This is a genomic window from Enterobacter sp. CGMCC 5087 (assembly GCF_003144775.1).
Classification (GTDB): Bacteria; Pseudomonadota; Gammaproteobacteria; order Enterobacterales; family Enterobacteriaceae; genus Enterobacter; species Enterobacter cloacae_M.
In genome coordinates, this window is sequence record NZ_QFXN01000221.1 from 41,241 (window position 1) to 65,877 (window position 24,637).

Sequence of the window (24,637 nt, forward strand, 5' to 3'; positions counted from 1 at the left end):
GACATGACCGAGATGAGTAATGCGCTCTGTACCAGCACCTGGGCGAAAGAGAACGGGGTTCTGTTCTATAACGACGAGGTTTATATCCGCGAGGATGCGCAGGCGTATGCCCTGCTGGAGATGCGCCGCGTGCTGGGGCGCTCCTATGCCCCGACGATCTTGACGGCGGAAGCGTTTGACGAACTGCTGACCAACATCTGGCAGCAGAACAGCGGCGTCTCGCAGCAGCTGGTGGACGACATGGACGCCGATATTGACCTGATGGCGTTAACCGAGGAGATCCCTGACAACGAAGATCTGCTGGATAACGACGAGAACTCGCCGGTGATCCGCCTGATCAACGCCATTATGGGTGAAGCAGTGAAAGAGGGGGCCTCCGATGTTCACATCGAGACCTTCGAGCGCACCCTGAGCATTCGTTTTCGCGTTGACGGCGTGCTGCGTCCGGTGCTGCAGCCGGCGCGCAAGCTCGCGCCGCTGCTGGTGTCGCGTATCAAAGTGATGTCCAAACTGGACATCGCCGAAAAACGTCTCCCCCAGGACGGTCGTATCTCGCTGCGCATTGGTCGTAAGGCCATTGACGTGCGTGTCTCCACTATTCCGTCTCAGTACGGCGAACGCGTGGTGATGCGTCTGCTGGACAAAAGCAACCTTAAGCCGGACATCAACAAGCTCGGTCTGATTGACGAAGAGCTGGTGAAGTTAAAGGGACTGATTGAACGTCCGCACGGCATCATCCTGGTGACCGGCCCGACCGGTTCGGGGAAAAGTACCACCCTGTACGCGCTGCTTTCGGCGCTTAACGGCCATGAACGCAACATTCTGACCGTGGAAGATCCGATCGAGTATGAACTGGAAGGGGTCGGGCAGACCCAGGTCAATCCGCGCGTGGACATGACCTTTGCGCGCGGGCTGCGCGCCATTCTGCGCCAGGACCCGGACGTGGTGATGATCGGGGAAATTCGTGACGGTGAAACCGCGCAAATCGCGGTACAGGCCTCGCTCACCGGTCACCTGGTGATGTCCACGCTGCACACCAACAGTGCCGCGGGCGCCATTACCCGTCTGCGTGATATGGGGCTGGAGTCATTTTTAATTGGTTCGTCGCTGCTTGGCGTCATTGCCCAGCGTCTGGTGCGTCGGCTGTGTCCGCACTGTCGCACGACCAGTCCGCTGGATGACAACGAGAAAGCGCTGTTCACCTTTATGGAAACGCCGCCGAAAGCGATTTATCGCGCCGTGGGCTGTGAACAGTGTCGCCAGAGCGGCTACCAGGGACGCGCAGGCATCCATGAATTTCTGGTGGTCGACAGCGCCATGCGGCGTGCGATCCATGAAGACAAAGATGAGATGTCCATCGAAACGCAGCTTTTCAAAGAGGCCTACAGCCTGCGTGAAAACGGTCTGCTGAAGGTGATCTCCGGCGTGACCTCGCTGGAAGAGGTGATGCGCGTCACCGCCGAGCGCGGAGGGGATGCGTAATGGCCTGGTATGCGTGGTCCGCGACGGATGCCGCGGGGAAAACGCAGCGCGGCAATCTGCAGGCCGAAGGGCCAAAGCAGGTGCGCCAGATGCTGCGTGAACAGAAGCTGATGCCGGTAAATATCTCCCCAATCAGCGATCCGGCGGCAGGAAAAAACGCCCGTAAAGGGGCAAAACTGTCGATTCCAGTGCTGTCGATGTTTACCCGACAGCTCGCGACGCTGGTCAATGCCGCGCTGCCGCTGGAGAGTGCGCTGAAGGCGATTGCGAAGCAGACGGAAGATAAAACCCTGGCAGCGATGGTGACCGAGATCCGCGACAAGATTGTGGAAGGTCACACGCTGTTCGACGCCTTCAGCCAGTTTCCGCGCAGCTTCGACAAGCTCTACTGTACCCTGGTGATGGCCGGTGAAAAGACCGGCCATCTCGGTGGCGTGCTGGAAAAGCTCGCCGAGTACAACGAGCAGCGCCAGAAGATGAAAAGCAAGCTTACCCAGGCGATGGTCTACCCCATCACCCTGACGGTGGTGGCGATCGCGGTGATCTCCATTCTGCTGGTCGCCGTGGTGCCCCAGGTCATCGACCAGTTTACCCACATGAAACAAGAACTGCCCGTGACCACCCGCACGCTGATTGCGGTAAGCGACTTTTTACAGGCCTGGGGAATCGTTATCGCCAGCGGCCTGTTCGGGGCGTCGGCGAGCTTTAAATTTTGGATAAAAAAAGAAAAGAACCGATTTGTTTATCATCGGTGGCTGTTGCTAAAGTCGCCGCTGAAGAAACTGGTCTGCGCCATTAACAGCGCGCGCTACATCCGCACGCTGAGTATTTTGCAGGCCAGCAGCGTTCCGTTGCTGGAGGGGATGTATATCGCGATGGACGGGATTGAAAACCTCTATGCCCGGCAGGTGCTTGAGCAGGCGGCGGACACCGTGCGCCAGGGGGCATCCCTCTACAACGCGCTGGAACAGGCGAGAATTTTCCCACCCACCATGCTCTACATGGTGGCCTCCGGGGAGGAGAGCGGCGAGCTGGGCTCGTTGATGGATCGTGCGGCGGAAAACCAGGAATCTGCATTACAGCATCGAATTACGTTAACGCTGTCGGTATTTGAACCGGCACTGGTAGTAACTATGGCGACCGTTGTTTTATTTATCGTTCTTTCAATATTACAACCGCTTCTTCAACTTAATAATATGGTGGGTTAATCATGTCAGTTAAAAAAAATAGCCTGAAGCGTCAGGCGGGATTCACGCTGCTCGAATTAATGGTAGTGATCGTTATTCTCGGTGTGCTGGCCAGTATGGTCGTGCCTAATTTAATGGGCAATAAAGAAAAAGCCGATATTCAGAAAGCAACCAGCGATATTGTGGCGCTGGAAGGTTCGCTGGATATGTATAAACTCGACAACCATCGCTATCCGACTACCGAACAGGGGCTGCAGGCGCTGGTGATCAAACCTGAAATTGCGCCCATTCCGAAAGGCTACCGCGACGACGGCTATATTCGCCGCCTGCCGCAGGACCCCTGGGGCAACGACTATATTCTGGTCAGTCCGGGTGAGCATGGTGCTGTCGATATTTTCTCAGCCGGACCGGATGCAGAAGCGAATACTGCCGACGATATCAGCAACTGGTCTTTTGATAAAAAAGATAAGTAATGAATAAGCAACGTGGATTTACCCTGCTGGAAATTATCGTGGCGCTGGTGATATTCGCCCTGAGCGCCATGATGGTGGTCACCACCATTCCATCACGCAGCGGCGCAGATACATTTGGTCAGCAGCTAAAATCCCTCGTTGAATATGGTTCTGACCGTGCGGTAATGGACGGAAATATTGTCGGGCTGGTGATGACCTCGTCAGAATTTAAGCTGGTTACACAGGTTGGAAATAACGGCGAACGCCACTGGGCACCGTTAAAGGCGGGGCGGATCGCCACCCGCGGCGAGTTTCCGGAGGAGATGCATGTCTCCCTCTCGCCGCGAACGCTGGCGGCCACGCTGAACGATGAACCGCAAATCATTTTTTTGCCGGACGGCGAGCTTAGCCGCTTCACGCTCAGCCTCGAAAGCCTGGATAAAAAGCAGCGCTTTCACGTGACGTCGCAGGGCTCTGTTCCCGTGGTGGTGGAAAACGATGACTAAACGCAAAACCAACGAGCAGGGGATGACCCTGCTGGAAGTGATGGTGGCGCTGGTGATTTTTTCCACCGCGGCGCTGGCGCTGATGAACTCCGTCACCCTCAACGTGCGCTTCACCCACAGCCTGTCAGAAACGCTTCAGGCCAGCTGGGTGGCGGAAAACCAGCTGGCGCAAGCGCAGCTGGCTCAGACCGATTTCCCGGACGCAGAGCAGGAGGGCACCGAAACCATGGGCGGACAAACCTGGACCTGGCATATCCAGCGGGTAAAAACTGCCGAAAATACCTTTGCCGATGAGGTTCGTGTGTACAGCGAAGGAAGCGATGCGCAACCGGTTGTGGCGCTTCAGCTCGCCGAACCGGAGGTGGATCGTGAGTAAGGTGCAGCGTCAGCAGGGTTTTACCCTGCTGGAAATCATGATTGCGCTGGCTATCTTCGCGGTGATCAGCATTCTCGCCTGACGGGGCGATGCGCACCTCGACGGCCAGCGACGAGGCGGCGACAAAGGTGACGGCGCTTCAGCGTACGTACAACCTGCTCTCGCGTGACTTTTATCAGCTGCAGGCGCGCGCGCCGCGCAACAGCGGCGAGGTGTTCGTTCAGCAGCCGAATGGTCTGGAAATGACAACCCTGAACGGCATCAGCGGCCAGGTGCAGCTGGAGCGGGTGCGCTGGACGTTAAGAGACAAGCGCCTGTGGCGCAACGTCCGGGCTGCCATCGATGGTCCCGCCAGCGCGCAGCCGGAAGAAGTGCCGATTTTAAGCGAAGTGAAAGCGCTGAAATGGCGCTTCTGGCACGAAGGCTGGCAGGAGAAATGGACCGACGTCGCCCATCAGCCGGACGGCGTTGAGCTGAATCTGACCATGGAAAACGGCGAAACCTGGCGCTGGGTTTTTATCACTCCCGGCGATATGCCTGAGATCCAGGCAGCGTCAAAAGAGACCAATGCGAACCCGGCGCAGCCGGCAGCGGAGAATGCGGCCCAGCCCGTAACAACCCCGCAGCCCGATACGGCAGTACAGCCAGGAGTGAGTTCATGAGCGGCAAAACAGCGCGAAAAGAGCGCGGCGTGGCGCTACTGGTGGTGCTGATCCTGCTGGTGATGATGTCCGCCCTGGCGGCGAAAATCAGTCAGCAGTTCTGCCGCCACCTGCAAAAAACGCATTATCAGGTCAGCCAGCAGACGCTGCGCTGGGCCATTGCCCGTCAACAGAAGGTACTGGAAAACGTATTGCAGAAAGCGGCCAGTTCAGAAGGGGCGGGCCTGTCGCCGCAAGGTGACTGGGCGCAGCCGCTGGAAACCCACGGGGATAATTACACCGTGGTGAGTCAGGTAGAAGATGCCCGGACCTGCTTTAACGTCAACAGTCTGCTGGCCGTTGACGCCGCGCCAGCGGCGCCGGCCGACGCTGCTGCGCTACCGGAAAAACCGGTGAAAGAGCAGATTATCGAACAACTGCTGACAGAAAGTGGTGTCGGTACGCTGGCGGCGGAAGAGATTTACCAGCAGCTGGTGGATTATCTTGACGCCGACGACGTGACGGCGAAACAGGGCCAGGAGGCCGACGCCTGGGCAAGCGTGACTCCCGCCCGTGGTCCAGCGAATCAAATGATGCGCACCATTAACGAAATCAGACTGCTGCCCGCCTTTCCGCAGGAGGCGTGGCCGAAGGTCAGCAAGCTGCTGTGCGCCTTGCCGGATACGGATGGCACCCTAAATGTGAATACCTTAACACGGGAACAGGCGCCGCTGCTGGCGGCGGTTTTTACCGGCGTGTTAAACACGGATGACGCTGCCCGCCTGATCGATTCACGCCCGGAAGAGGGATGGGAATCGCTGGAGGCGTTCAGCAAAGTGCTGGAGAGCACCTATCCGCAGACCAAAGATATCCTGGCGCAGATTCAGGACAGGGTTGCGGTCAACACTCGCTATTTTCGGGTGGATACCATCGGCAATACCGATGATTTAACGCTGCGCGTCGTCAGTCAGCTTCACGTTGACAGTGAGGCGGGTAAGGTCGTGACCTGGCAACGCCGCTTCCGAATGGTTGAATAAGATAAGTAGAAGATGATGAAAAAGGTGCTTTTTATTCGTCCCGACACCCGCGAGGACGGCAAAATTTGGTGGTGTGAATCCGGTAACGATCGGGTGGAATATCTGACGGGCTGGAGCGCGTTGAGCGAACTTTCCAGCCACCCGCTTTCTCAGCAGGTGTGCCTGCTGCTGCCGGCGAGCGAGACAATCTTTCGTCATTTTACCCTGCCAAAAAAAGGGTTTTCCGCCCAGACGGCGCAGTTCTCGTGGATGGCGGAAGAGACGTTGCTCGGCGAGGTGGAGACGCTGCACTGGACGGTGCTGAACAAAAAGGGACAGGAGGTGGATGCCGTAGCCATCGACGCTGAACGTCTGCGCCACTGGCTTGCGCTGTTCGCTCAGGCGGGCCTCGCGGTGGTTCAGGTTCTGCCGGATGCCTGGCTGCTGCCGGTGAGCGAAGGGGGCACTACGCTGGTGAGCCTGGAGGAGAGCTACTGGCTGCGTTTTTCTCCCTGCAGCGCTGGCGAAGCCGATGCGGTTCTGCTGCCGCTGCTGTTGCGTAAATGCCTGGCGGGAGAGGTGCGCTGCTACGGCGATGCGCCGCACGGGGTACAGGTGGATGAACTGCTGGCGTGGCAGCATCCGCTTGTGCTGATCCAACCCCAGTGGCAGGGCTGTCGTATCAACATGCTGCACGGAGAGTTTTCCGGGTGCAGCGCCAGCGGTCCGCGTTTTCGTCACGCGAAAACCGCTCTCACTGCGGCAATGCTGCTTTGCGTCGGCCTGCTGATCGGCCCCCGCATGGGTATGGCGTGGATGCTCACTCATCAGCAAAATGAGATCCACCGGGAGATGACCACCGTAGCGCAGCACTATTTCCCGACCCTGCGTCAGACCAGCAACCTGAAGTACTACGTCGGGCAGAATATCAGCAAGGCGAAAAAAGGGATCTTCCTGCAGCTCGAAGCGCTTAATCAAATCAAGCAGTCATTACCGTCTCTGGAGATCAACAGCGTGGAATATGACGAAACGCAAAATCAGCTGACGCTCAATGTAAAATCCATAGATAAACAAACCCTGCAGGATTTTGTCGCCCGCAGCGCCGAAACCTTTGACTTTGCGATGCAGCCGATTTCCGGCGAGGCGCCTTATACCGCCATTATTACCGGGAGCTATAAATGAAAACGCAAATAGCCCAGTTAAAAACCCGCTGGCAGAATTATAGCCCACGCGAGCGTAATTTATTTAAACTCTGCGGCGGGGCACTCTGCTGTGCGATGGTTTATTACGGCGCGATGATGCCGCTCGATACTCTGATCAAAAATAACGAGGCCGTGTTAATTAAGCAGAAGCAGACGCTGAACTGGATGCGTCAGGAAATTGATAAAAATCACCTCCAGTCCAGAGTGGTTAATACCCCTAACCCGCGCAGCGTGGTGGAAGAAAGTGCCAAAGTCGTGCACGTCGCGTTGACAGACGTGCGTCAGGAAGAGCAGTCGCTGACCTTTAACGTCGAGCGCGTCAACGTTTCTGCCCTGCAAAACTGGCTGCGTGAGATGAACGTCTCTTCCGGTATACACCTGGAGAAACTCGCGTTAACGCCGGTGGATCGTCAGAGTGACGTGAAAGCGCACATTACGCTGAGCTGGGCGAAAAGCGCATGACCCCGCTAATGCTGTTGCAGCAGGCGAATCTGCCGGGGCTGTGCGTCATGAGCGGAGCGCTGGGGGCAATCCTTGGCAGTTTTCTGGGCGTAGTCGCCGAGCGTATTCCGCCGCTGGTCATGGAAGAAGAGGGGGCAGGCAATCTGCTGTTTCCCGCCTCTCACTGCCCGGAATGCCACCATGCCCTGAGCGCGTGGGAAAATATTCCCATCATTAGCTGGTTCGCGCTGCGCGGTCGCTGCCGCCACTGCCATTGCGCGATTCCGCTGCGACTGCTGCTGGTGGAAGTCTGTAGCGCTGTCTTCTTCGCCGTCAGCGCCGCGCTGGCACCGTCATTTTCGGCGCTCATCGCGCTGTGGGTGATGTGGAGTTTTCTGCTGCCGCTGGTGGCGATCGATGCGCGCCATATGCTGCTGCCGGACTGCCTGACCCAGCCGCTGCTGTGGACGGGGCTGATGTTCCATGCCCTGTTCCGGACGCTACCGCTGACCGATGCTATCTTTGGCGCGGTGGCGGGCTATCTGTCGCTCTGGCTGGTTTACTGGGCATTCCGCCTGCTGACCGGCCGGGAAGGATTAGGCTATGGTGATTTTAAGCTGCTGGCGGCGCTGGGCGCCTGGTGCGGCTGGCAGGCGTTACCCTCTATTTTGCTGATCGCGGCGCTGGGGGGCATTATTATACATTGTCTGTTAAAGCCCTTTGAGAATAAAAATAACCTTATTTCCTTTGGCCCCTATATTGCATTTTCCGGGATGGGTGTATTTATTGCGCAAGTTTCGCATCTCATCTTGTAAATAATCTAGTCAAGTTTTTTTTGAAGTTTTTTCATTGGGGGAATGAAAGGAGAAAATAAATTTCCCACTGTATTCTCCTCTCCGCAATAAAAGATTTGTTGAATGTTTTATGAGTGGAGGAAGGTACGGCGTAATAATAAAAAGGTCTCTCGTGAACCAGAAGCGTTCACGATTAATTTATCAGTAAATAACGTTCGTCCATGTTTAATGGAAAAGCATGGGTATTTAATTTCACAAATCGTATTATCAGGATCAAATAATGAAATTTCTGAAGCCTAAATATCTGGCACTCTTCGTTGCAGCGGCTGCAAGCCCGGTATTCGCAGCAGTGCCAGGTAAAGCAACTATCGCCAGCGGTAATGATAAATTTGCCATTGTCGAAGTTGATCAGTCTGCTTCTGCTTACAACAGCCTCGTCAAAGTTCATGATGGCGCCGATGTTAAAGTGCAGTGGGACGTCTGGAGCGGCGCGGCGCCGACTTCAGCGAAAGTACTGCTCGACGGCAAAACCGTCTGGACCGGTGCTGGCAGCATGTCCGGCACGGCGACATTTAAAGTGAAGAAAGGCGGTCGTTATCAGGAAACGGTTGAGCTCTGCAACGCCAGCGGGTGCAGCACCAGCGCCAGCAAACTGATTATCGTCGCGGATACCGACGGTAGCCATCTGCTGCCGCTCAACACCACCATGCAGGAAAATAATAAAACCCTCTCTAAGCACACCGATAAAGTGGTCGGTGCCTATTTCCCTGAATGGGGCGTTTATGACCGTAATTTCCCGGTGGATAAAATCCCGGCCGCCAACCTCAACCACATTTTGTACGGCTTCATTCCGATCTGCGGCGGCGATGGCATCAACGACAGCCTGAAAACCATCGAAGGCGGTAACAGCTTCGAAGCGCTGAAACGCGCCTGTGCGGGCCGTCAGGACTTCCAGGTGGCGATTCACGACCCCTGGGCCGCCCTGCAGAAACCTCAGGCTGGCGTCAGCAACTGGGACGACCCCTACAAAGGCAACTTCGGCCAGCTGATGGCGATGAAGAAAGCCAATCCAGGGCTGAAAGTGCTGCCGTCTATCGGTGGCTGGACGCTGTCTGACCCGTTCTTCAAAATGCACGACCCGGCGATCCGCGCGCGCTTCGTCGCGTCCGTAAAAGATTTCCTGAAAACCTGGAAATTCTTCGACGGCGTAGACATCGACTGGGAATTCCCTGGCGGCGGCGGTCAGAACGAAACGCTGGGCAACCCGCAGCAGGATAAAGAGACGTATACCGCACTGATGCGCGAACTGCGCACCATGATGAATGAACTGTCAGCCGAAACCGGCCGTACCTTTGAACTGACCTCAGCAATCGGTTCAGGCAGCGACAAAATTGAAGACGTTGATTACACCGCTGCCCAGCAGTACATGGATCATATCTTCCTGATGAGCTACGACTTCTACGGCGGCTGGAGCAACACCGATCTGGGTCATCAGGCGGCACTGCGTGCGCCGGCGAACAAACCGGATACTAATTACACCACCGAAAACGGCGTGAATGCGCTGCTGGCACAGGGCGTACAGCCCGGCAAAATTGTCGTGGGGACGGCCATGTACGGTCGCGGCTGGACCGGCGTTCACGGTTACAGCAATAACAACCCGTTCACCGGCACGGCAACGGGCATGGTGAAAGGGACCTGGGAGCCGGGCGTGGTTGACTATCGTCAGATCGTTAACGACTACAAAGGCAAACCAGGCTGGGAATACAATTATGACGCGACCGCAGAAGCGCCATACCTGTTTAACAAAAATACCGGTGATCTGATCACCTATGAAGACGCGCGTTCCGCAACGGCGAAAGGCCAGTATGTGCTGGCGAAAAACCTGGGCGGTCTGTTTGCCTGGTCTATCGACTCCGATACCGGAGACATTCTGAACGCGATGAATGAAAGTCTCACCAGCGGTGGTGCCGCGCCGGTTGATCCTGTGGTGACCAACCATGCGCCGGTGGCAACGGCGGCTGACCAGACGGTGACCGGTCCGGTAACCGTGACGCTGGATGGTTCTGCCTCCACCGATCCGGATGGCGATGCCATCACCTACAAATGGACGCAGATCTCAGGCCCGTCGGTGACCATCACCAACAGCACCAAAGCGAAAGCGACCTTCAACGCTGCAGCGGTTACCACTAACCAGACTCTGGCGTTCCGCCTGACGGTAACTGACGCGAAAGGGTTGAGCAGCACCGCTGACGTTCAGGTTGTGAACAAGGCGCCGAAAGCGAACCAGGCACCGGTGGTTAACCAGATGGAAGCCGTTACCCTGGAAGCGGGCCAGAACTACTCTCTGCACGCTCAGGCCAACGATCCAGATGGCGATGCGCTGACCTACTCCTGGAGCGTTCCTGCCGATATGCAGGCGACAGGTGCAGATACTGCAAACCTGAACATCACCGCCCCGGACGTGGACACGGAGTCTACCTACACCCTGACCGTGGTAGTGAACGATGGCAAGACCAGCGTACAGACTAATGTCCAGGTAACCGTGACGCCTAAAGCAGCGGAAACTCCGTCTGACGAAGGCAATACCCCTTCCGATGAAGGCAACACTCCGTCTGACGAAGGTAACACCCCTGCCGATGAAGGCAACACTCCGTCTGACGAAGGTAACACCCCATCCGATGAAGGCAATACGCCGTCTGACGAAGGTTCTGCCACCAATAGCTGCGATAACCCTGTTGATGCCAATGCCAGTAAGTATGCTGCCTGGAGCGCAAGCAAGGTTTACAACGCCGGGAATACCGTCAGCTTCGACAACCTGGTCTGGAAAGCAAAATACTGGACTCAGGGCAACCAGCCGGGCTTCGGCGTGGATGCATGGGAGCTGGTCAGTCAGGTGAAATTCAACTGGCGCTCCGACGTGGTCTATAACGGCGGCGATACCACTACCTACAATGGTTACACCTACACCGCGAAATGGTGGACGAAGGGTGATAAACCAGATAGCAGCGATGTATGGGTGAAAAAAGGCCCTGCGACTGACTGCCAGTAAGTCACTGCCATAACGATGCGGGTAAGGAACTTGCCCGCGATCACGGTCCACGTCCCGCAACGGACGTGGACCGTAAATCAGGAAACAGAGCAATAAGCGCGTAAGGAGACAATGAAAAAGAGCCGGACTGAAAATGAAAACGTTATTTTTATTGTTGCTGATAATAAGCCATAGCGTCTTTGCCAACTGCTGGGATAAAGCCGCCAGTTATTATCATGTGGATCCTTATCTGTTGTATGCCATTGCTAATGTTGAATCGGGAATGAATCCCAACGCGATTGGACAGAATAATGATGGCACGCGTGATGTCGGCCTGATGCAGATTAACAGTTCACATTTTTCCGAGCTGGAGCGAAAAGGCATTAATGAGTACCGGTTAATTACCGAGCCCTGCACCTCGATTATGGTTGGCGCATCGATATTATCCGGAATGATTAAAGTTTATGGCTATAACTGGGAGGCGGTCGGCGCCTATAACGCGGGTCTGAAAAAAGAGAATTACCCGCAGCGCATGGTCTATGCCCGTAAGGTCTGGAATAAATATCAGAAGTTAAAACGTAGCACCCGTAACCGTTATTATTATTGATTTTTATTTTTTGAAGAGTACCGACTGGTGTTCTTCATAAAACGAAAACTGCTCCCGGGTTTATTTATTAAATGATTAATAAATAAACCGCGAAACAAATTAACTTTTATAGACCCTTAATATCCTTAAGAGGACCATTGAATATGAACAAAAGGACATTACTCAGTGTTCTTATTGCGGGCGCATGTGTTGCACCGTTTATGGCTCAGGCAACCCAGCTGCAGGCCAGCAGCGAACCTTACACCGTTAAGGCCAGCGATCTGCAGAAGAAAGAGCAGGAGTTGACCAACTTCCCGCTGATGGCTTCAGTGAAGTCAACCATTCGCACGCTGGACAACAGCCTGGTGGAACAAATTGAGCCGGGTAAATCGACAAACCCGGAAAACGTCAAGCGCGTGGAAGGGATTATCAAGGCCAGCGACTGGGAATACCTTTTCCCACTGCGTGCGCCAGAATATACCTACAGCAACTTCCTGAAAGCGGTCGGTAAATTCCCGGCGCTGTGCCAGACCTATACCGATGGTCGTAACAGCGATGCCATCTGCCGTAAGTCTCTGGCAACCATGTTCGCGCACTTCGCGCAGGAAACCGGCGGCCACGAGTCCTGGCGTCCGGAAGCCGAGTGGCGTCAGGCGCTGGTTTACGTGCGTGAGATGGGCTGGAGCGAAGGTCAGAAGGGTGGCTATAACGGCGAATGTAACCCAGATGTCTGGCAGGGGCAGACCTGGCCGTGCGGTAAAGACAAAGATGGTGATTTCGTTAGCTACTTTGGTCGCGGTGCGAAACAGCTCTCCTATAACTACAACTACGGCCCGTTCTCTGAAGCGATGTACGGCGACGTCCGCGTATTGCTGGACAAACCTGAGCTGGTGGCGGACACCTGGCTGAACCTTGCTTCCGCGATCTTCTTCTTCGCCTACCCGCAGCCGCCAAAACCGAGCATGCTGCAGGTTATCGATGGCACCTGGCAGCCGAACGATCACGATAAGGCGAATGGTCTGGTACCGGGCTTCGGCGTGACCACGCAGATCATCAACGGCGGCGTGGAGTGCGGTGGCCCGACTGAGATCGCCCAGTCTCAAAACCGTATCAAATACTACAAAGAGTTTGCCAACTACCTGAAAGTGCCTGTTCCGTCTAACGAAGTGCTGGGCTGCGCCAACATGAAGCAGTTCGACGAAGGCGGTGCCGGCGCGCTGAAGATCTACTGGGAACAGGACTGGGGATGGAGCGCGGATACCCCGTCAGGCCAGACCTACTCTTGCCAGCTGGTGGGTTACCAGACGCCATTCAGCGCCTTTAAAGGGGGTGACTACACCAAATGCGTGAAGCATTACTTCAACGTCAACGTGGTGGGTGAAGACGGGACTTCCGACGGCGGTAGCGTCACGCCAGCTCCGACGCCGACCCCTGTCGACCCAACGGACGAAGGCAATACCACGCCGGTGCCAGATGATAACACCCCGGCTCCGGATGATAATACGCCAGCGCCGGTAAACCATGCGCCGGTAGCAAAAATCGCCGGTCCAGTGGGGGCGGTTGAAGCGGGGAAATCTGTTTCTCTGAACGCGTCTGGCTCGACTGACGAAGACGGTAACCACCTGACTTATACCTGGACGGCTCCGAACGGCCAGACCGTAAGCGGCGATGATAAAGCGATTATTACGTTCAATGCACCGGAAGTGGCGGCGGCGACGCAGTACCCGATCAACCTTACCGTCAGCGACGGCGAGCTGAGCAGCACCACAACCTATACGCTGAACGTACAGGCTAAGCAGACCAACGGCGGCCAGACCGGGACTTACCCGACCTGGACTTCCAAAACCAAATGGAAAGCAGGCGATATCGTTAACAACCGCGGCCAGCTGTTCCAGTGCAAACCTTATCCGTACAGCGGCTGGTGCAATAACGCGCCATCCTACTACGAGCCAGGTAAAGGGATTGCATGGCAGGACGCGTGGACTGCGCTGTAATCAGCAAAACAGTAAAATGACAAACGGCAACCTTCGGGTTGCCGTTTTTTTCTCATCGTAAAAATGCAGGACCCGATCTACCGATGAAGCTTCCCGTGATCCCGCAGCCACGCCGCCGTACGCGTAATCCCTTCATCCAGCGTCACGATCGGTTTGTACCCAAGTTCGTTCTCCGCCCGCGAAATATCCAGCGTGAAATCAAAGTTAAGCTTCGATACGCCGTAATGCGTCAGCGCAGGCTCTTTGGCCGATTTACTGCCAAAACGCTCCATGCTGCGGGCAATCATATCCAGCATTGGGTAAGGGACTGAACGGATGCGGCAGTCGATCTGCAGCTCGTCAATTAAGCGCTGCACAATGCTGCGCAGCGTGCAGGGTTCGCCGTTCGTGATGTTGTAGGCGCGACCGGAGATGAGCTTATCGCAGTCCGGCTGGCTTGCCAGCCACATGGCGTGAACGGCGTTTTCGTAATAGGTCATATCCACCATCGCATCGCCGCCGCGCGGCAGCAGCACGCTGCCGTAGTGGTGCATCATCTGCGCCAGACGCGGAATAAACACTTTGTCGTGCGGCCCGAACAGGCTCTGCGGACGTAAGACCGTAAAACGAGTGTGCGGGTTCGACTGTGCCAGCAGGTCAATTACCTCTTCGCTGGCCGCCTTGCTGCGGGCAAACTCGCAGGCAAAGCGAGCAGGGCGGAAATCTTCCTGCACGTCACGATGGTGGTGATAGTCAAAATAGAGCGACGGTGACGAGATATGAATAAAGTTACGCACGCCCCAGGCGACGGCCCATTCGCCCAGACGGCGGGTTGCCCGCACGTTGGCGAGATCGAAGGCTTCCTGGGTACCCCATGGGGAGGTGAAACTGGAGCAGTGCCACAGCGTGTCGATACCGGCGAGCATCACTTTCGCCTGCGAGGAGACCAGCTCCGTCAGGTCAGCATGGACGAACTCCGCGCCCATTTTTTGCAGCAGTTTTCCCATCGCTTCGTTGCGACCGGTAGCCCTGACGCTGATGCCCTTGTTGCGCAGAAATTCGACCGCATTTCGGCCTAAGCCGCTGGTCGCCCCGGTAACCAGTACCTTCATATCAATCCACTGTGTTGAAAAGAATTTCGTGCGCATTCTTTCGTGAATTACGGCGCTATGCAATGGGAAAGGTGAAAGAAAGAGAGTTTTATTTAGATCTTTTCCGTCTTTTGTTCTGCCCGTTGCGCAATCCGCTTCGCCATCCCCCGGAAGATAAACAGGTGGGCGGGAATCATCAACAGCCAGTAGAACAGACCCGGCATTCCGTGCGGATGCCACCAGGCGCGGACGTCCAGTTCGCGATGGTCGCCTTTGTCTTTGAGGGTAAAGCAGAGTCGCCCCAGCCCCGGCGCTTTCATACCGAACAGTAGCGCCAGCTGTTTTTCCGGCTCGACGATGATCACCTTCCAGCTGTCGACCGCGTCGCCAACCTCAAGATACGGGCGTGCCGGGCGGCCTTTTGCCAGCCTGTGCCCCACCAGCAGATCCATTGCTCCACGCGTTTGCCAGAGGATATTGCCGAAGAAATAACCGTCTTTGCCGCCAATCTGGTTCACCACCTCCCACAGCGCGGCCAGGCTGGCGCGGGTTTTCACCGTGCAGCCCGCCTGTTTCGGGTAATAGCCGTACTCCGGGCGCCAGCGGGCAAACGCCTGGGCGTCGTAACCCCAGTCGCTGGAGTTCACCAGCTGCTCTTCTTCTTTCAGCGTATTGCGCACGGCATCGTCAAAGCGGATCAGGCCCTGGGGAATGAGTGCCCGCAGTTCGCGATCGTCCGCCAGTAAATCATGTTTGAGCCCCTGGATCAGCGCTTTGGCGGTCGTCGGCGGCACCGAGGTGATCACATTCAAAAACCACACCGAAATCCAGCGGGTCGGAAAGGGGATGGGGATCAGCCAGCGGCGGCGGCCGCTGACGCGCATGAAATGTTCGAACTGCTCCTGATAGCTCAGCACTTCAGGACCTGCCGCCTCGAGCACGCGGTGTTGCTCCGCCGGGTGATCCAGCAGGGCCACCAGATAATGCAGCAAATTCTCCAGCGCAATCGGCGTGGTGCGCGAGCGCACCCAGCGAGGCGGCGTGAGTACGGGAAGGTTGTAAACCATATCGCGCATCACTTCGAAGGCGGCGGAGCCTGCGCCGACGATGATCCCGGCGCGCAGTTCGGTGACGGGGATATTCGCCCCGCGCAGGGTTTCAGCCGTCAGCTGGCGGGCGCGCAGGTGATCGGATTGCTCGTGTTCGGGCGCCTGGAGCGAGCTTAAAAAAATGACCTGCTTCACCGGGGTTTGCAGCAGGGCGTCGCGAACGTTCATCGCCACCTGACGCTCGTGGGCGATAAAATCCCCGCCTTCGCCCATGCTGTGCACCAGATAGTAAAGCGTGTCGACCCCTTCCAGCAGGGCGGGAAGTTCCTTCGGCCAGTTGAGGTCAACGCTGTGGCAGGTAACGCCAGGCAAACTGAGTTTTTGCAGGCGTTCGGTGTTGCGTGCCGCTGCCAGCACTTGGTGTCCCTGCTGGCTTAACGCCGCGGTGAGATGCTGACCGATGTACCCGCTGGCGCCGAGCACCAGAATGCGTTGCGGCACGTGATGCTCCTTATCGCTGTAAAAACGCCTGCCAGTGTTTCACCACGTCAGCCAGCTGTTCGCGGCTCACGTCGAGATGCATGACCAGACGCACGACGGGTGAGGCGTTGATCAGCACGCCACGTGATTTCATAAATTCGCCCAGCGCGGCGGCGCGGTCATCGCCCACGCGTACGAACAGCATGTTGGTGTCGTGGCGCATCACCTCGGCGCCAATCTCGCGCAGCTGCGTAGCCATCCACGCGGCGTTGTCGTGATCGTCCTTCAGGCGCGCCACGTTGTTTTTCAGGGCATACAGCCCGGCCGCCGCCAGAATACCCGCCTGACGCATGCCACCGCCGGTCATTTTGCGCCAGCGGTTGGCGCGCTTGATGTAGTCTGCGTTGCCCACCAGCAGAGAGCCCACCGGCGTGCCCAGCCCTTTGGAGAGGCAGATGGTGAACGAGTCGCAGTATTGCGCAATCTCTTTCAGCTCGCAGCCGTACTCCACGACGGCATTAAAGATGCGCGCGCCGTCAACGTGCAGGCCGAGCCCGCGCTCGCGGGTGAATTCCCACGCTGCTTTCAGGTATTCGCGCGGCAGGACTTTGCCGTTGTGGGTGTTTTCGAGGCTGAGCAGCCGGGTGCGGGCGAAGTGAATATCGTCGGCTTTGATTTTCGCCGCGACTTTATCGAGCGGCAGGGAACCGTCCGGCGCGGCGTCAATCGGCTGGGGCTGAATGCTGCCGAGCACGGCGGCACCGCCTGCTTCATACAGATAGTTATGCGCGCCCTGGCCGACGATATACTCTTCACCGCGCTCGCAGTGGCTGAGCAGCGCGACCAGGTTAGCCTGCGTTCCGGTCGGCAGGAACAGCGCGGCCTCCTTGCCGCTCAGTTCAGCCGCGTAGCGCTGCAGCTCGTTGACCGTCGGGTCATCGCCGTAGACGTCGTCCCCGACCGGGGCGGCCATCATCTCTTCGAGCATGGCGCGGCTCGGGCGGGTTACGGTATCACTGCGTAAATCAATCATTTCACATCCCTTTATTTTAAGAGGTCGTGCGAAATGTTTTACCTGAGCCAGTTGGTTTTTGCCAGTTCGATCACCTCGTCACCGCGCCCGCTGATGATGGCGCGCAGCATATACAGGCTAAAGCCTTTGGCCTGTTCCAGCTTAATTTGCGGCGGGATCGCCAGCTCTTCTTTGGCGACGACGACATCCACCAGCACCGGACCGTCGATGGAAAACGCACGCTGCAGGGCTTCGTCCACCTCTGAGGCTTTCTCCACGCGAATACCGGTGATGCCGCAGGCCTCGGCGATGCGCGCGAAGTTGGTGTCGTGCAGCTCGGTGCCGTCCGTGAGATAGCCTCCGGCCTTCATCTCCATCGCCACGAAGCCCAGCACGCTGTTGTTGAAAACCACGATTTTCAGCGGCAGCTTCATCTGCACCACCGACAGGAAATCCCCCATCAGCATGCTGAACCCGCCGTCGCCGCACATTGCCACTACCTGACGCTCCGGCGCCGTCGCTTTTGCGCCCAGCGCCTGCGGCATGGCGTTGGCCATCGAACCGTGGTTGAACGAGCCGAGCAGGCGGCGTTTTCCGTTCATCTTCAGATAGCGTGCCGCCCAGACGGTTGGCGTGCCCACGTCGCAGGTAAATATGGCATCGTCGTCAGCGAAATGGCTGATCTGCTGCGCCAGATACTGCGGGTGAATGGCTTTGTCGCTCGGTTTGGCGAGGTCGTCCAGCCCCTTGCGGGCGTCGCGATAGTCGCTCAGGGCTTTATCAAGGAACTTGCGGTCCGTTTTTTCTTCCAGCAGCGGCAGCAGGGCGGCAAGGGTAGATTTGATGTCGCCCACCAGCGCCATATCGACCTTGCTGTGCGCGCCGATGCTGGCCGGGTTGATATCAATCTGAATGATTTTCGCATCCGTCGGGTAGAACGCGCGATACGGGAACTGGGTACCCAGCAGGATCAGCGTGTCGGCGTTCATCATGGTGTGGAAGCCGCTGGAGAAACCGATCAGACCGGTCATCCCCACATCAAAGGGGTTGTCGTACTCGACGTGCTCTTTACCGCGCAGGGCGTGGACAATAGGGGCCTTAAGCTTACCGGCGAATTCAAGCAGCTCCTTGTGCGCGCCCGCGCAGCCGCTGCCGCACATCAGGGCGATATTGCTGGAGTAACGCAGCAGCTGAGCCAGCTTTTTCAGCTCTTCTTCCGCAGGGGTTACGACGGGTTGCGGGGCGTGATACCAGTGGGTGCTGGCCCCTTCCGGCGCGGCCTTGAGGGCCACATCGCCCGGGATAACGACCACAGAGACGCCGCGGTTCAGCACGGCCTTGCGCATGGCGATTGCCAGCACCTGCGGGATCTGCTCCGGGGATGAAACCAGCTCGCAATAGTGGCTGCATTCACGGAACAGCTCCTGCGGATGCGTCTCCTGAAAATAGCCGCTGCCGATTTCGGAAGAGGGGATGTGGGCGGCAATCGCCAGCACCGGCACGTGATTGCGGTGACAGTCGAACAGCCCGTTAATCAGATGCAGGTTGCCGGGACCGCACGAGCCCGCACACACGGCCAGTTCCCCCGTAAGCTGTGCTTCAGCGCCTGCGGCGAAGGCGGCAACCTCTTCATGGCGGGTAGGCATCCATTCGATAGTCTTCATCTTGTTGAGGCTGTCGCTGAGTCCGTTCAGGGAATCGCCGGTTACGCCCCAGATACGTTTCACGCCAGCCTGTTCGAGCGTTTTCGCAATATATGCAGCCACGGTTTGTTTCATGGTTGTCCGTCTCCTTTTTGTGATATCGCTTACAAGCTTAGAAGAAAGTCTCCGTATTGCCCGTCATCTCCCCCTAATTAAAAGGTGCTTTTCACGCGCAATTATTCGGCATAATCTGGTTATACCTCGGTGAAAACAGGAATCATTTCAAATGGTTAAATCATTGTTAATTGCTGTTAATGAAAAGCTATCGTGCGACGATCTTGGCAAACTCTTGTTACGACTTGCCGTCGGCGGGCTGATGCTTTTTCACGGTTTGCACAAGCTTTTTGGCGGCGTGGGCTTTATTAGCGGCATGCTGGTGGAAAAAGGGCTGCCGGGATTTATCGCCTACGGCGTGTTGGTTGGAGAAGTGGTGGCACCGGTTCTGATTATTGTCGGGCTCTTTACGCGTCCGGCCGCGCTGGTGCTGGCCTTTACGATGATTGTGGCGTGGCTGATGGTGGGAATGGGTGAAACGCTCGCCCTCGATAAGGTAGGTGCATGGGCGATTGAAAGCCTGGTGTACTTCTTTATCGGCTCGCTGGCGGTCGCGTTTTTAGGGGCGGGGCGGTTTGCGGTAGGGAAAGGTCCTGCGTGGCGGTGAGGTTGTTGTAGGTCGGGTAAGCGCAGTGCCCCCCGACAAAAAGCCCGGTGGCGCTGACGCTTACCGGGCCTACGATCGAACGCTTGCCGTTTATGCGAGGACGAGATCGCCCTGTGGGTGGCACGAGCACGCCAGGACGTAACCCTCGGCAATTTCCGCGTCGGACAGCGTCATGGTGCTGGTGACGGTGTACTCCCCGGAAACCACCTTCGTCTTACAGCAGCCGCACACGCCCGCGCGGCAGGCCGCCGCTACCGGCACCTTGTTGCTTTCCAGCGCCTCCAGCAGCGTGGTCCCCACGCGGCCAAAGAAGGTCCGCGCAGGCTGCAGTTTGGTGAAGGTTATGCCGCTGGTTGCCGCTTCCGCCACCGGCGTGAAGAACTGCTCTTTGAAGAAGCGGGTCACGCCAAGCGCTTTCACCTCTTTTTCCACGATGTCCATGTACGGCGCCGGGCCGCAGGTCATCACGGTGCGGTTCGCGATATCCGGCACGCTTTGCAGCAGCTTGCGGCTCAGGCGACCGGGCACAAAGCCGTGGGTCGCGTTGTGCTCCGCCACCAGCGTCACCGGATAATTGCGCCACTCCCCGGCAAAAATCACATCTTCCGGGGAACGGACGCTGAAAATCGCCTGCACGTCGGCCTGCGGGCGGTTCTTCGCCAGCCAGCGGCGCATCGACATAATCGGCGTTACGCCACAGCCCGCCGCCAGCAGCAGGAATTTATCGTCTGCTTTGTCGTCACAGGTGAAATCGCCCTGCGCGTCAGACAGCCAGATGTAATCCCCGCGCTTCACGTCCCGCGTCAGCCACTGAGAGCCCGCGCCGTCGTTAATACGACGGACGGTGAGCGTGATGTACTCGCTCACGCCCGGCGTTGAGGAGATCGTGTAGGCGCGCAGCGTATCCGCCGAATTGCGAACGCTGACCAGCGCATACTGGCCTGCACGGTACGGATAGTAGTCATGGCACAGCAGCGACAGCGTCCACACATCCGGCGTCTCCTGATGGATGTGATGAACCTGCATCCGCCACGGGCATTGTGAGGTTGGCATGGTCATGAATAACTCCTTACGCGCTCAGCAGCTGTTTCATATCATCTTCAACGTTGGTCACGGAACGCAGGCCGAATTTCTCGTTCAGCACCGCCAGCAGGTCCGGCGTCAGGAAGCCAGGCGCGGTCGGGCCGGTCACGATGTTGGTGACGCCGAGAGAGAGCAGGGTCAGGAGGATGACAATCGCTTTCTGCTCGAACCATGACAGCACCAGCGACAGCGGCAGGTCGTTCACGCCGCAGCCAAGTTTCTCCGCCAGGGTGACCGCCAGAATGATGGCCGAGTAAGCATCGTTACACTGGCCCGCATCGATCAGGCGCGGCAGACCTTCGATGTCGCCGAAGTCCAGCTTGTTGAAACGGTATTTGCCGCACGCCAGGGTCAGGATCAGGCAGTCTTCCGGCACGCTGGTGGCGAAATCGGTGAAGTAGTTACGCTCGCCGCGCGCGCCGTCGCAGCCGCCGACGAGGAAGATGTGGCGCAGCTTTTCACGGCTGACGAGATCGATCAGCGAATCAGCGGCACCCAGCAGGGTTTCACGACCGAAGCCGACGGTAATAAGGTGCGGGATCTCGCTGTACGGGAAGCCTGCCATCTGCTGCGCCTGGGCGATAACCGGACCGAAATCGTCACCTTCAAGATGGCTCACGCCCGGCCAGCCGACGATGCTGCGGGTCCAGATGCGGTCATCGTACGCGCCGACGGTCGGGTCGATGATGCAGTTAGAGGTCATCACGATAGGGCCAGGGAAGCGGGCGAACTCCACCTGCTGGTTCTGCCAGCCGCTGCCGTAGTTACCGATCAGATGCTTAAATTTACGCAGCTCCGGGTAGCCGTGCGCCGGCAGCATTTCGCCGTGGGTATAAACGTTAACGCCGGTGCCTTCGGTTTGCTTCAGCAGGTTGTAGAGATCTTTCAGGTCGTGACCGGAAATCAGAATGCACTTGCCTTCGGTTGCCTTGACGTTGACCTGCGTCGGCGTCGGGTGGCCGTAGGTGCTGGTTTCACCGGCATCCAGAATGCTCATTACGCGGAAGTTCATCTGGCCGATTTCCATGGAGCACTCAAGCAGGGCGTTCATATCGGCAGGCCAGGTGCCCAGCCACGCCATGATTTTGTGGTACTGGGCGTAGATGTCGTTGTCGTACTGACCGAGCACATGCGCGTGCTCCATATACGCCGCAGCGCCTTTCAGGCCGTACAGGCACAGCAGGCGCAGGCCGAGAATGTTCTCGCCAATCGCCGCTTTGTCTTTATTCGGGGTGAATTCTGCCGCCTGACGCTGGAGGTCGCCCAAATCGTCGCTAACCAGCTGCAGTTCTGACATTGGGTTTTCCACGCGAGCGCCGGCATCCGCCTTCAGGCACTGGGCTTTCAGCGCCTCACGCAGGGCAATCGCTTCGCGGGCGTAGCCGACAATGCGCGGAGAGTCGAAGTTAACGTTGGTCAGCGTGGAGAAGAAGGCACGCGGTGCGAAGCTGTCGACGTAGTGGTCGACAATGCCGTATTCGCGGGCTTTGAACGCCCATGCGGAAAGGCCTTGCAGGGCGGCAATCAGCAGGTCCTGCAGGTCAGATGTTTCTGCGGTTTTGCCGCACATACCCTGTGCGTAAGAGCAGCCATTGCCTGCCGGGGTACGGATGGTTTGTTCACATTGCACACAAAACATAATCACACCTGTTAAAGTTATATTTAATATACATGTTTAAGGTTATGCCTGTGCCAGAAAGGAGAAAAGGGCTTTCTGCTACAAAATAGAGGGAGATTGATTTAGCGCAATTTTGGCGGCAGGAAATCTACCGCCAAAGAAGTATCAGGCAGAGAAGAAGGCCATCAGTACCGGAACCAGCAGGCTTAAAATAAAGCCGTGCACGATAGCTGCGGGCACCATCTCCAGCCCTCCGGAGCGTTGTAGTACCGGCAGGGTAAAGTCCATCGACGTTGCGCCGCACAGGCCCAGCGCGGTAGAACGACTGCGGCGAACCAGGCTCGGGATCAGCATGATGGCAATCAGCTCGCGCGCCAGATCGTTAAAGAAGGCGGCGCTGCCGATCACCGGGCCGAATGATTCGGTCAGCAGAATACCGGAGAGCGAATACCAGCCAAAACCGGACGCCATCGCCAGGCCGGTTTTCAGCGGCAGATCGAGAATAAAGGCGTTGATGACGCCCGCCACCATTGAACTGGCAACAACCATAACCGCTACCATCATTCCCCGACGGTTGAGGACAATTTGTTTCAGCGTCATGCCATTATTTCGCAGCTGAATACCGATCAGGAACAGCAGGAAGATCAGCGTATATTCACTGGCCTCAGTCGCGTGCTGTAAAAATGCCCAACCGGTCAGCCCAAGAAGAAAACCGAGCACCACGACGCCGCATAATTTTAATGATTCAAGCGCCATTGCAATTCGTGAAGGGAGCTTTTCCTGATGATGGTGATTTTTCCATGGAATAGTGCGTTCCAGCCACAGCAGCGCGGCAATATTGCACAGCAAAATAACCACTACGGTGACGACAGAATAATGGAGGATGGAGAGTAAATTCGCCGATAAGTTGTCCAGAAATGCCAGGCTAATCCCCATAAAGAAAAGAATAACGTAGACAATCCAGCTCAGGAATCGATTAATGAGCCTTAATGCGGATTCACGATGCAGCGGAATAAGATAGCCCACGATCAAGGGCAGCAAAATGATGAGGAGTCCTGAAAACATGAACAGCCGGTCCTTTTTGAGTATCGGTTAAGCGCCAGTGACACTACCCAATAAAGGCTGTTCAGTAAAGCGGCAAAAGAAAGCCGGGCGGCGGCTGCGCCTTACCCGGCTTGTGTCTACGTAGGGTATGCGGCCTGCAGCCCTCACCCCGGCCCTCTCCCACAAGGAGAGGGAGGAAAGATTAATCGCGTTTTTCCAGCAGGGTGCGATACAGCACGCCGCCCAGAATACCGCCGATAACTGGCATCACCCAGAACAGCCACAGCTGCTCAAGCGCCCAGCCGCCCTGGAAGATGGCGACGGCGGTGCTGCGTGCCGGGTTAACGGAGGTGTTGGTGACCGGAATAGAAATCAGGTGGATAAGCGTCAGCGCCAGACCAATGGCAATCGGGGCAAAACCGGCTGGCGCGTGTTTGTCCGTTGCGCCGTGGATCACCAACAGGAAGCCTGCGGTCAGCACGATTTCAATCACGATGGCAGACAGCATGGAGTAGCCGCCCGGAGAGTGTTCGCCGAAGCCGTTAGAGGCAAAGCCGCTGGCCGCCGCGTCGAAGCCGGCTTTACCGCTGGCAATCACGTACAGAACGCCCGCCGCAATAATACCGCCAACTACCTGCGCCACAATGTAGCCAATTACGTCTTTCGCCGGGAAACGGCCCCCCGCCCATAAACCTAACGTCACTGCCGGGTTAAAATGACCGCCGGAAATATGTCCCACGGCAAATGCCATGGTTAATACGGTTAAACCAAACGCCAGCGCGACGCCGACAAAACCGATACCTAATTCCGGGAATGCTGCTGCCAGAACGGCGCTACCGCAGCCACCAAATACCAGCCAGAATGTACCAAAGCATTCTGCTGCCAATTTTCTAAACATAACCACCTCAAATAATTTTCCGCACGCTTTCCCGCGCACGGGATATATCGCCATAAAGGGATGACGACTCAAAGAGCCCGTATTTTAAAAACCAACAACACCCCTTCGCCACTTAAATAAATTCGATTAATTTGATTTAAGGCAATGTGATGTCAATCCTTGTTCAAATCAGCGGTAAATAGAGCATAGACCAATTTGCGGGCGGTAGTATCTTGTGAGATGTGGGTTATTTCAAATGAAACCTGATGGATAAATTCTGAATTTTTCGTGCTTCCGCCAGGTTATGGAGGCGGATTGCAGTGTCAAGCCCGTCT

The 24,637-nt window shown here is 56.9% G+C and carries 21 protein-coding genes and 1 pseudogene; 14 read left to right on the forward strand and 8 right to left on the reverse strand.

What is annotated here, in order from left to right:
* Nucleotides 1-3 precede the first annotated feature (3 nt).
* From gspE to DEO48_RS18945, 13 genes and pseudogenes are all read left to right on the forward strand, one after another.
* Complete coding sequence (gene gspE, locus DEO48_RS18885; RefSeq protein WP_109845990.1) at nt 4-1,482, forward strand: type II secretion system ATPase GspE; 1,479 nt, start codon at nt 4-6, stop codon at nt 1,480-1,482.
* Entirely contained in the window at nt 1,482-2,690 is a 1,209-nt protein-coding gene (gene gspF, locus DEO48_RS18890; RefSeq protein WP_109845991.1) for a type II secretion system inner membrane protein GspF, read from the forward strand. Before gspE ends, gspF begins: the two co-directional genes overlap by 1 nt.
* A gap of 2 nt (nt 2,691-2,692) precedes the next feature.
* The gene (gene gspG, locus DEO48_RS18895; protein WP_109845992.1) at nt 2,693-3,142 is read left to right on the forward strand and encodes a type II secretion system major pseudopilin GspG; all 450 of its coding nucleotides are present in this window, start codon (nt 2,693-2,695) and stop codon (nt 3,140-3,142) included.
* Nucleotides 3,142-3,627, forward strand: coding sequence for a type II secretion system minor pseudopilin GspH (gene gspH, locus DEO48_RS18900; protein WP_109845993.1), 486 nt, complete (start codon nt 3,142-3,144; stop codon nt 3,625-3,627). The genes gspG and gspH overlap by 1 nt, the downstream gene beginning before the upstream one ends.
* Nucleotides 3,620-4,003, forward strand: coding sequence for a type II secretion system minor pseudopilin GspI (gene gspI / locus DEO48_RS18905; RefSeq protein ID WP_109845994.1), 384 nt, complete (start codon nt 3,620-3,622; stop codon nt 4,001-4,003). The genes gspH and gspI overlap by 8 nt, the downstream gene beginning before the upstream one ends.
* Nucleotides 3,996-4,665: pseudogene (gene gspJ / locus DEO48_RS18910) on the forward strand (type II secretion system minor pseudopilin GspJ). The gene gspI and the pseudogene gspJ overlap by 8 nt, the downstream one beginning before the upstream one ends.
* The gene (gene gspK, locus DEO48_RS18915) at nt 4,662-5,681 is read left to right on the forward strand and encodes a type II secretion system minor pseudopilin GspK (protein WP_109845995.1); all 1,020 of its coding nucleotides are present in this window, start codon (nt 4,662-4,664) and stop codon (nt 5,679-5,681) included. The pseudogene gspJ and the gene gspK overlap by 4 nt, the downstream one beginning before the upstream one ends.
* A 15-nt stretch (nt 5,682-5,696) precedes the next feature.
* On the forward strand, nt 5,697-6,842 hold the full coding sequence (gspL, locus tag DEO48_RS18920) for a type II secretion system protein GspL (RefSeq protein WP_109846043.1): 1,146 nt from the start codon (nt 5,697-5,699) through the stop codon (nt 6,840-6,842).
* A complete protein-coding gene (gspM, locus tag DEO48_RS18925; RefSeq protein ID WP_109845996.1) occupies nt 6,839-7,324 on the forward strand; it encodes a type II secretion system protein GspM in 486 nt (161 codons plus the stop codon). The genes gspL and gspM overlap by 4 nt, the downstream gene beginning before the upstream one ends.
* Nucleotides 7,321-8,118 carry an A24 family peptidase gene (locus DEO48_RS18930; RefSeq protein ID WP_109845997.1) on the forward strand — a complete coding sequence of 266 codons (798 nt, stop codon included), beginning with the start codon at nt 7,321-7,323 and terminating at the stop codon, nt 8,116-8,118. The genes gspM and DEO48_RS18930 overlap by 4 nt, the downstream gene beginning before the upstream one ends.
* Nucleotides 8,119-8,377: 259 nt before the next feature.
* The gene (locus DEO48_RS18935; RefSeq protein WP_109845998.1) at nt 8,378-11,146 is read left to right on the forward strand and encodes a glycosyl hydrolase family 18 protein; all 2,769 of its coding nucleotides are present in this window, start codon (nt 8,378-8,380) and stop codon (nt 11,144-11,146) included.
* 133 nt (nt 11,147-11,279) lie between these two features.
* Complete coding sequence (gene iagB, locus DEO48_RS18940; RefSeq protein WP_029739471.1) at nt 11,280-11,732, forward strand: type III secretion system invasion protein IagB; 453 nt, start codon at nt 11,280-11,282, stop codon at nt 11,730-11,732.
* 143 nt (nt 11,733-11,875) lie between these two features.
* The gene (locus tag DEO48_RS18945; protein WP_109845999.1) at nt 11,876-13,705 is read left to right on the forward strand and encodes a chitinase; all 1,830 of its coding nucleotides are present in this window, start codon (nt 11,876-11,878) and stop codon (nt 13,703-13,705) included.
* Nucleotides 13,706-13,782: 77 nt separating this feature from the next.
* Here DEO48_RS18945 and DEO48_RS18950 read toward each other — a convergent pair whose 3' ends face one another.
* From DEO48_RS18950 to poxB, 4 genes are all read right to left on the reverse strand, one after another.
* A complete protein-coding gene (locus DEO48_RS18950) occupies nt 13,783-14,796 on the reverse strand; it encodes an NAD(P)-dependent oxidoreductase (RefSeq protein ID WP_063439202.1) in 1,014 nt (337 codons plus the stop codon).
* A gap of 92 nt (nt 14,797-14,888) precedes the next feature.
* A complete protein-coding gene (locus DEO48_RS18955) occupies nt 14,889-16,325 on the reverse strand; it encodes an SDR family oxidoreductase (RefSeq protein ID WP_109846000.1) in 1,437 nt (478 codons plus the stop codon).
* Nucleotides 16,326-16,335: 10 nt separating this feature from the next.
* On the reverse strand, nt 16,336-17,337 hold the full coding sequence (gene ltaE / locus DEO48_RS18960) for a low-specificity L-threonine aldolase (RefSeq protein WP_109846001.1): 1,002 nt from the start codon (nt 17,335-17,337) through the stop codon (nt 16,336-16,338).
* Nucleotides 17,338-17,375: 38 nt separating this feature from the next.
* Nucleotides 17,376-19,094, reverse strand: coding sequence for a ubiquinone-dependent pyruvate dehydrogenase (gene poxB / locus DEO48_RS18965; RefSeq protein WP_023310968.1), 1,719 nt, complete (start codon nt 19,092-19,094; stop codon nt 17,376-17,378).
* Between the two features lie 151 nt (nt 19,095-19,245).
* Between poxB and DEO48_RS18970 the strand changes: the two genes are divergently transcribed.
* Nucleotides 19,246-19,680, forward strand: a complete 435-nt coding sequence (locus tag DEO48_RS18970; RefSeq protein ID WP_109846002.1) for a DoxX family protein — start codon at nt 19,246-19,248, stop codon at nt 19,678-19,680.
* A gap of 90 nt (nt 19,681-19,770) precedes the next feature.
* Here DEO48_RS18970 and hcr read toward each other — a convergent pair whose 3' ends face one another.
* From hcr to aqpZ, 4 genes are all read right to left on the reverse strand, one after another.
* Nucleotides 19,771-20,739, reverse strand: a complete 969-nt coding sequence (gene hcr / locus DEO48_RS18975; RefSeq protein ID WP_109846003.1) for an NADH oxidoreductase — start codon at nt 20,737-20,739, stop codon at nt 19,771-19,773.
* A gap of 10 nt (nt 20,740-20,749) precedes the next feature.
* On the reverse strand, nt 20,750-22,402 hold the full coding sequence (gene hcp / locus DEO48_RS18980; protein WP_045887632.1) for a hydroxylamine reductase: 1,653 nt from the start codon (nt 22,400-22,402) through the stop codon (nt 20,750-20,752).
* A gap of 144 nt (nt 22,403-22,546) precedes the next feature.
* Nucleotides 22,547-23,446 carry a lysine exporter LysO family protein gene (locus tag DEO48_RS18985; protein ID WP_033145072.1) on the reverse strand — a complete coding sequence of 300 codons (900 nt, stop codon included), beginning with the start codon at nt 23,444-23,446 and terminating at the stop codon, nt 22,547-22,549.
* A gap of 181 nt (nt 23,447-23,627) precedes the next feature.
* Nucleotides 23,628-24,323 carry an aquaporin Z gene (gene aqpZ / locus DEO48_RS18990; protein ID WP_033145073.1) on the reverse strand — a complete coding sequence of 232 codons (696 nt, stop codon included), beginning with the start codon at nt 24,321-24,323 and terminating at the stop codon, nt 23,628-23,630.
* Between the last annotated feature and the right edge of the window lie 314 nt (nt 24,324-24,637).

Bases quoted from the DNA above. Each gene is read 5' to 3' on its own strand.
- gspE (WP_109845990.1), top strand. From the start codon at position 4: ATGACCGAGATGAGTAATGCGCTCTGTACCAGCACCTGGGCGAAAGAG.
- gspF (WP_109845991.1), top strand. From the start codon at position 1,482: ATGGCCTGGTATGCGTGGTCCGCGACGGATGCCGCGGGGAAAACGCAG.
- gspG (WP_109845992.1), top strand. From the start codon at position 2,693: ATGTCAGTTAAAAAAAATAGCCTGAAGCGTCAGGCGGGATTCACGCTG.
- gspH (WP_109845993.1), top strand. From the start codon at position 3,142: ATGAATAAGCAACGTGGATTTACCCTGCTGGAAATTATCGTGGCGCTG.
- gspI (WP_109845994.1), top strand. From the start codon at position 3,620: ATGACTAAACGCAAAACCAACGAGCAGGGGATGACCCTGCTGGAAGTG.
- gspK (WP_109845995.1), top strand. From the start codon at position 4,662: ATGAGCGGCAAAACAGCGCGAAAAGAGCGCGGCGTGGCGCTACTGGTG.
- gspL (WP_109846043.1), top strand. From the start codon at position 5,697: ATGAAAAAGGTGCTTTTTATTCGTCCCGACACCCGCGAGGACGGCAAA.
- gspM (WP_109845996.1), top strand. From the start codon at position 6,839: ATGAAAACGCAAATAGCCCAGTTAAAAACCCGCTGGCAGAATTATAGC.
- DEO48_RS18930 (WP_109845997.1), top strand. From the start codon at position 7,321: ATGACCCCGCTAATGCTGTTGCAGCAGGCGAATCTGCCGGGGCTGTGC.
- DEO48_RS18935 (WP_109845998.1), top strand. From the start codon at position 8,378: ATGAAATTTCTGAAGCCTAAATATCTGGCACTCTTCGTTGCAGCGGCT.
- iagB (WP_029739471.1), top strand. From the start codon at position 11,280: ATGAAAACGTTATTTTTATTGTTGCTGATAATAAGCCATAGCGTCTTT.
- DEO48_RS18945 (WP_109845999.1), top strand. From the start codon at position 11,876: ATGAACAAAAGGACATTACTCAGTGTTCTTATTGCGGGCGCATGTGTT.
- DEO48_RS18950 (WP_063439202.1), bottom strand. From the start codon at position 14,796: ATGAAGGTACTGGTTACCGGGGCGACCAGCGGCTTAGGCCGAAATGCG.
- ltaE (WP_109846001.1), bottom strand. From the start codon at position 17,337: ATGATTGATTTACGCAGTGATACCGTAACCCGCCCGAGCCGCGCCATG.
- poxB (WP_023310968.1), bottom strand. From the start codon at position 19,094: ATGAAACAAACCGTGGCTGCATATATTGCGAAAACGCTCGAACAGGCT.
- DEO48_RS18970 (WP_109846002.1), top strand. From the start codon at position 19,246: ATGGTTAAATCATTGTTAATTGCTGTTAATGAAAAGCTATCGTGCGAC.
- hcr (WP_109846003.1), bottom strand. From the start codon at position 20,739: ATGACCATGCCAACCTCACAATGCCCGTGGCGGATGCAGGTTCATCAC.
- hcp (WP_045887632.1), bottom strand. From the start codon at position 22,402: ATGTTTTGTGTGCAATGTGAACAAACCATCCGTACCCCGGCAGGCAAT.
- DEO48_RS18985 (WP_033145072.1), bottom strand. From the start codon at position 23,446: ATGTTTTCAGGACTCCTCATCATTTTGCTGCCCTTGATCGTGGGCTAT.
- aqpZ (WP_033145073.1), bottom strand. From the start codon at position 24,323: ATGTTTAGAAAATTGGCAGCAGAATGCTTTGGTACATTCTGGCTGGTA.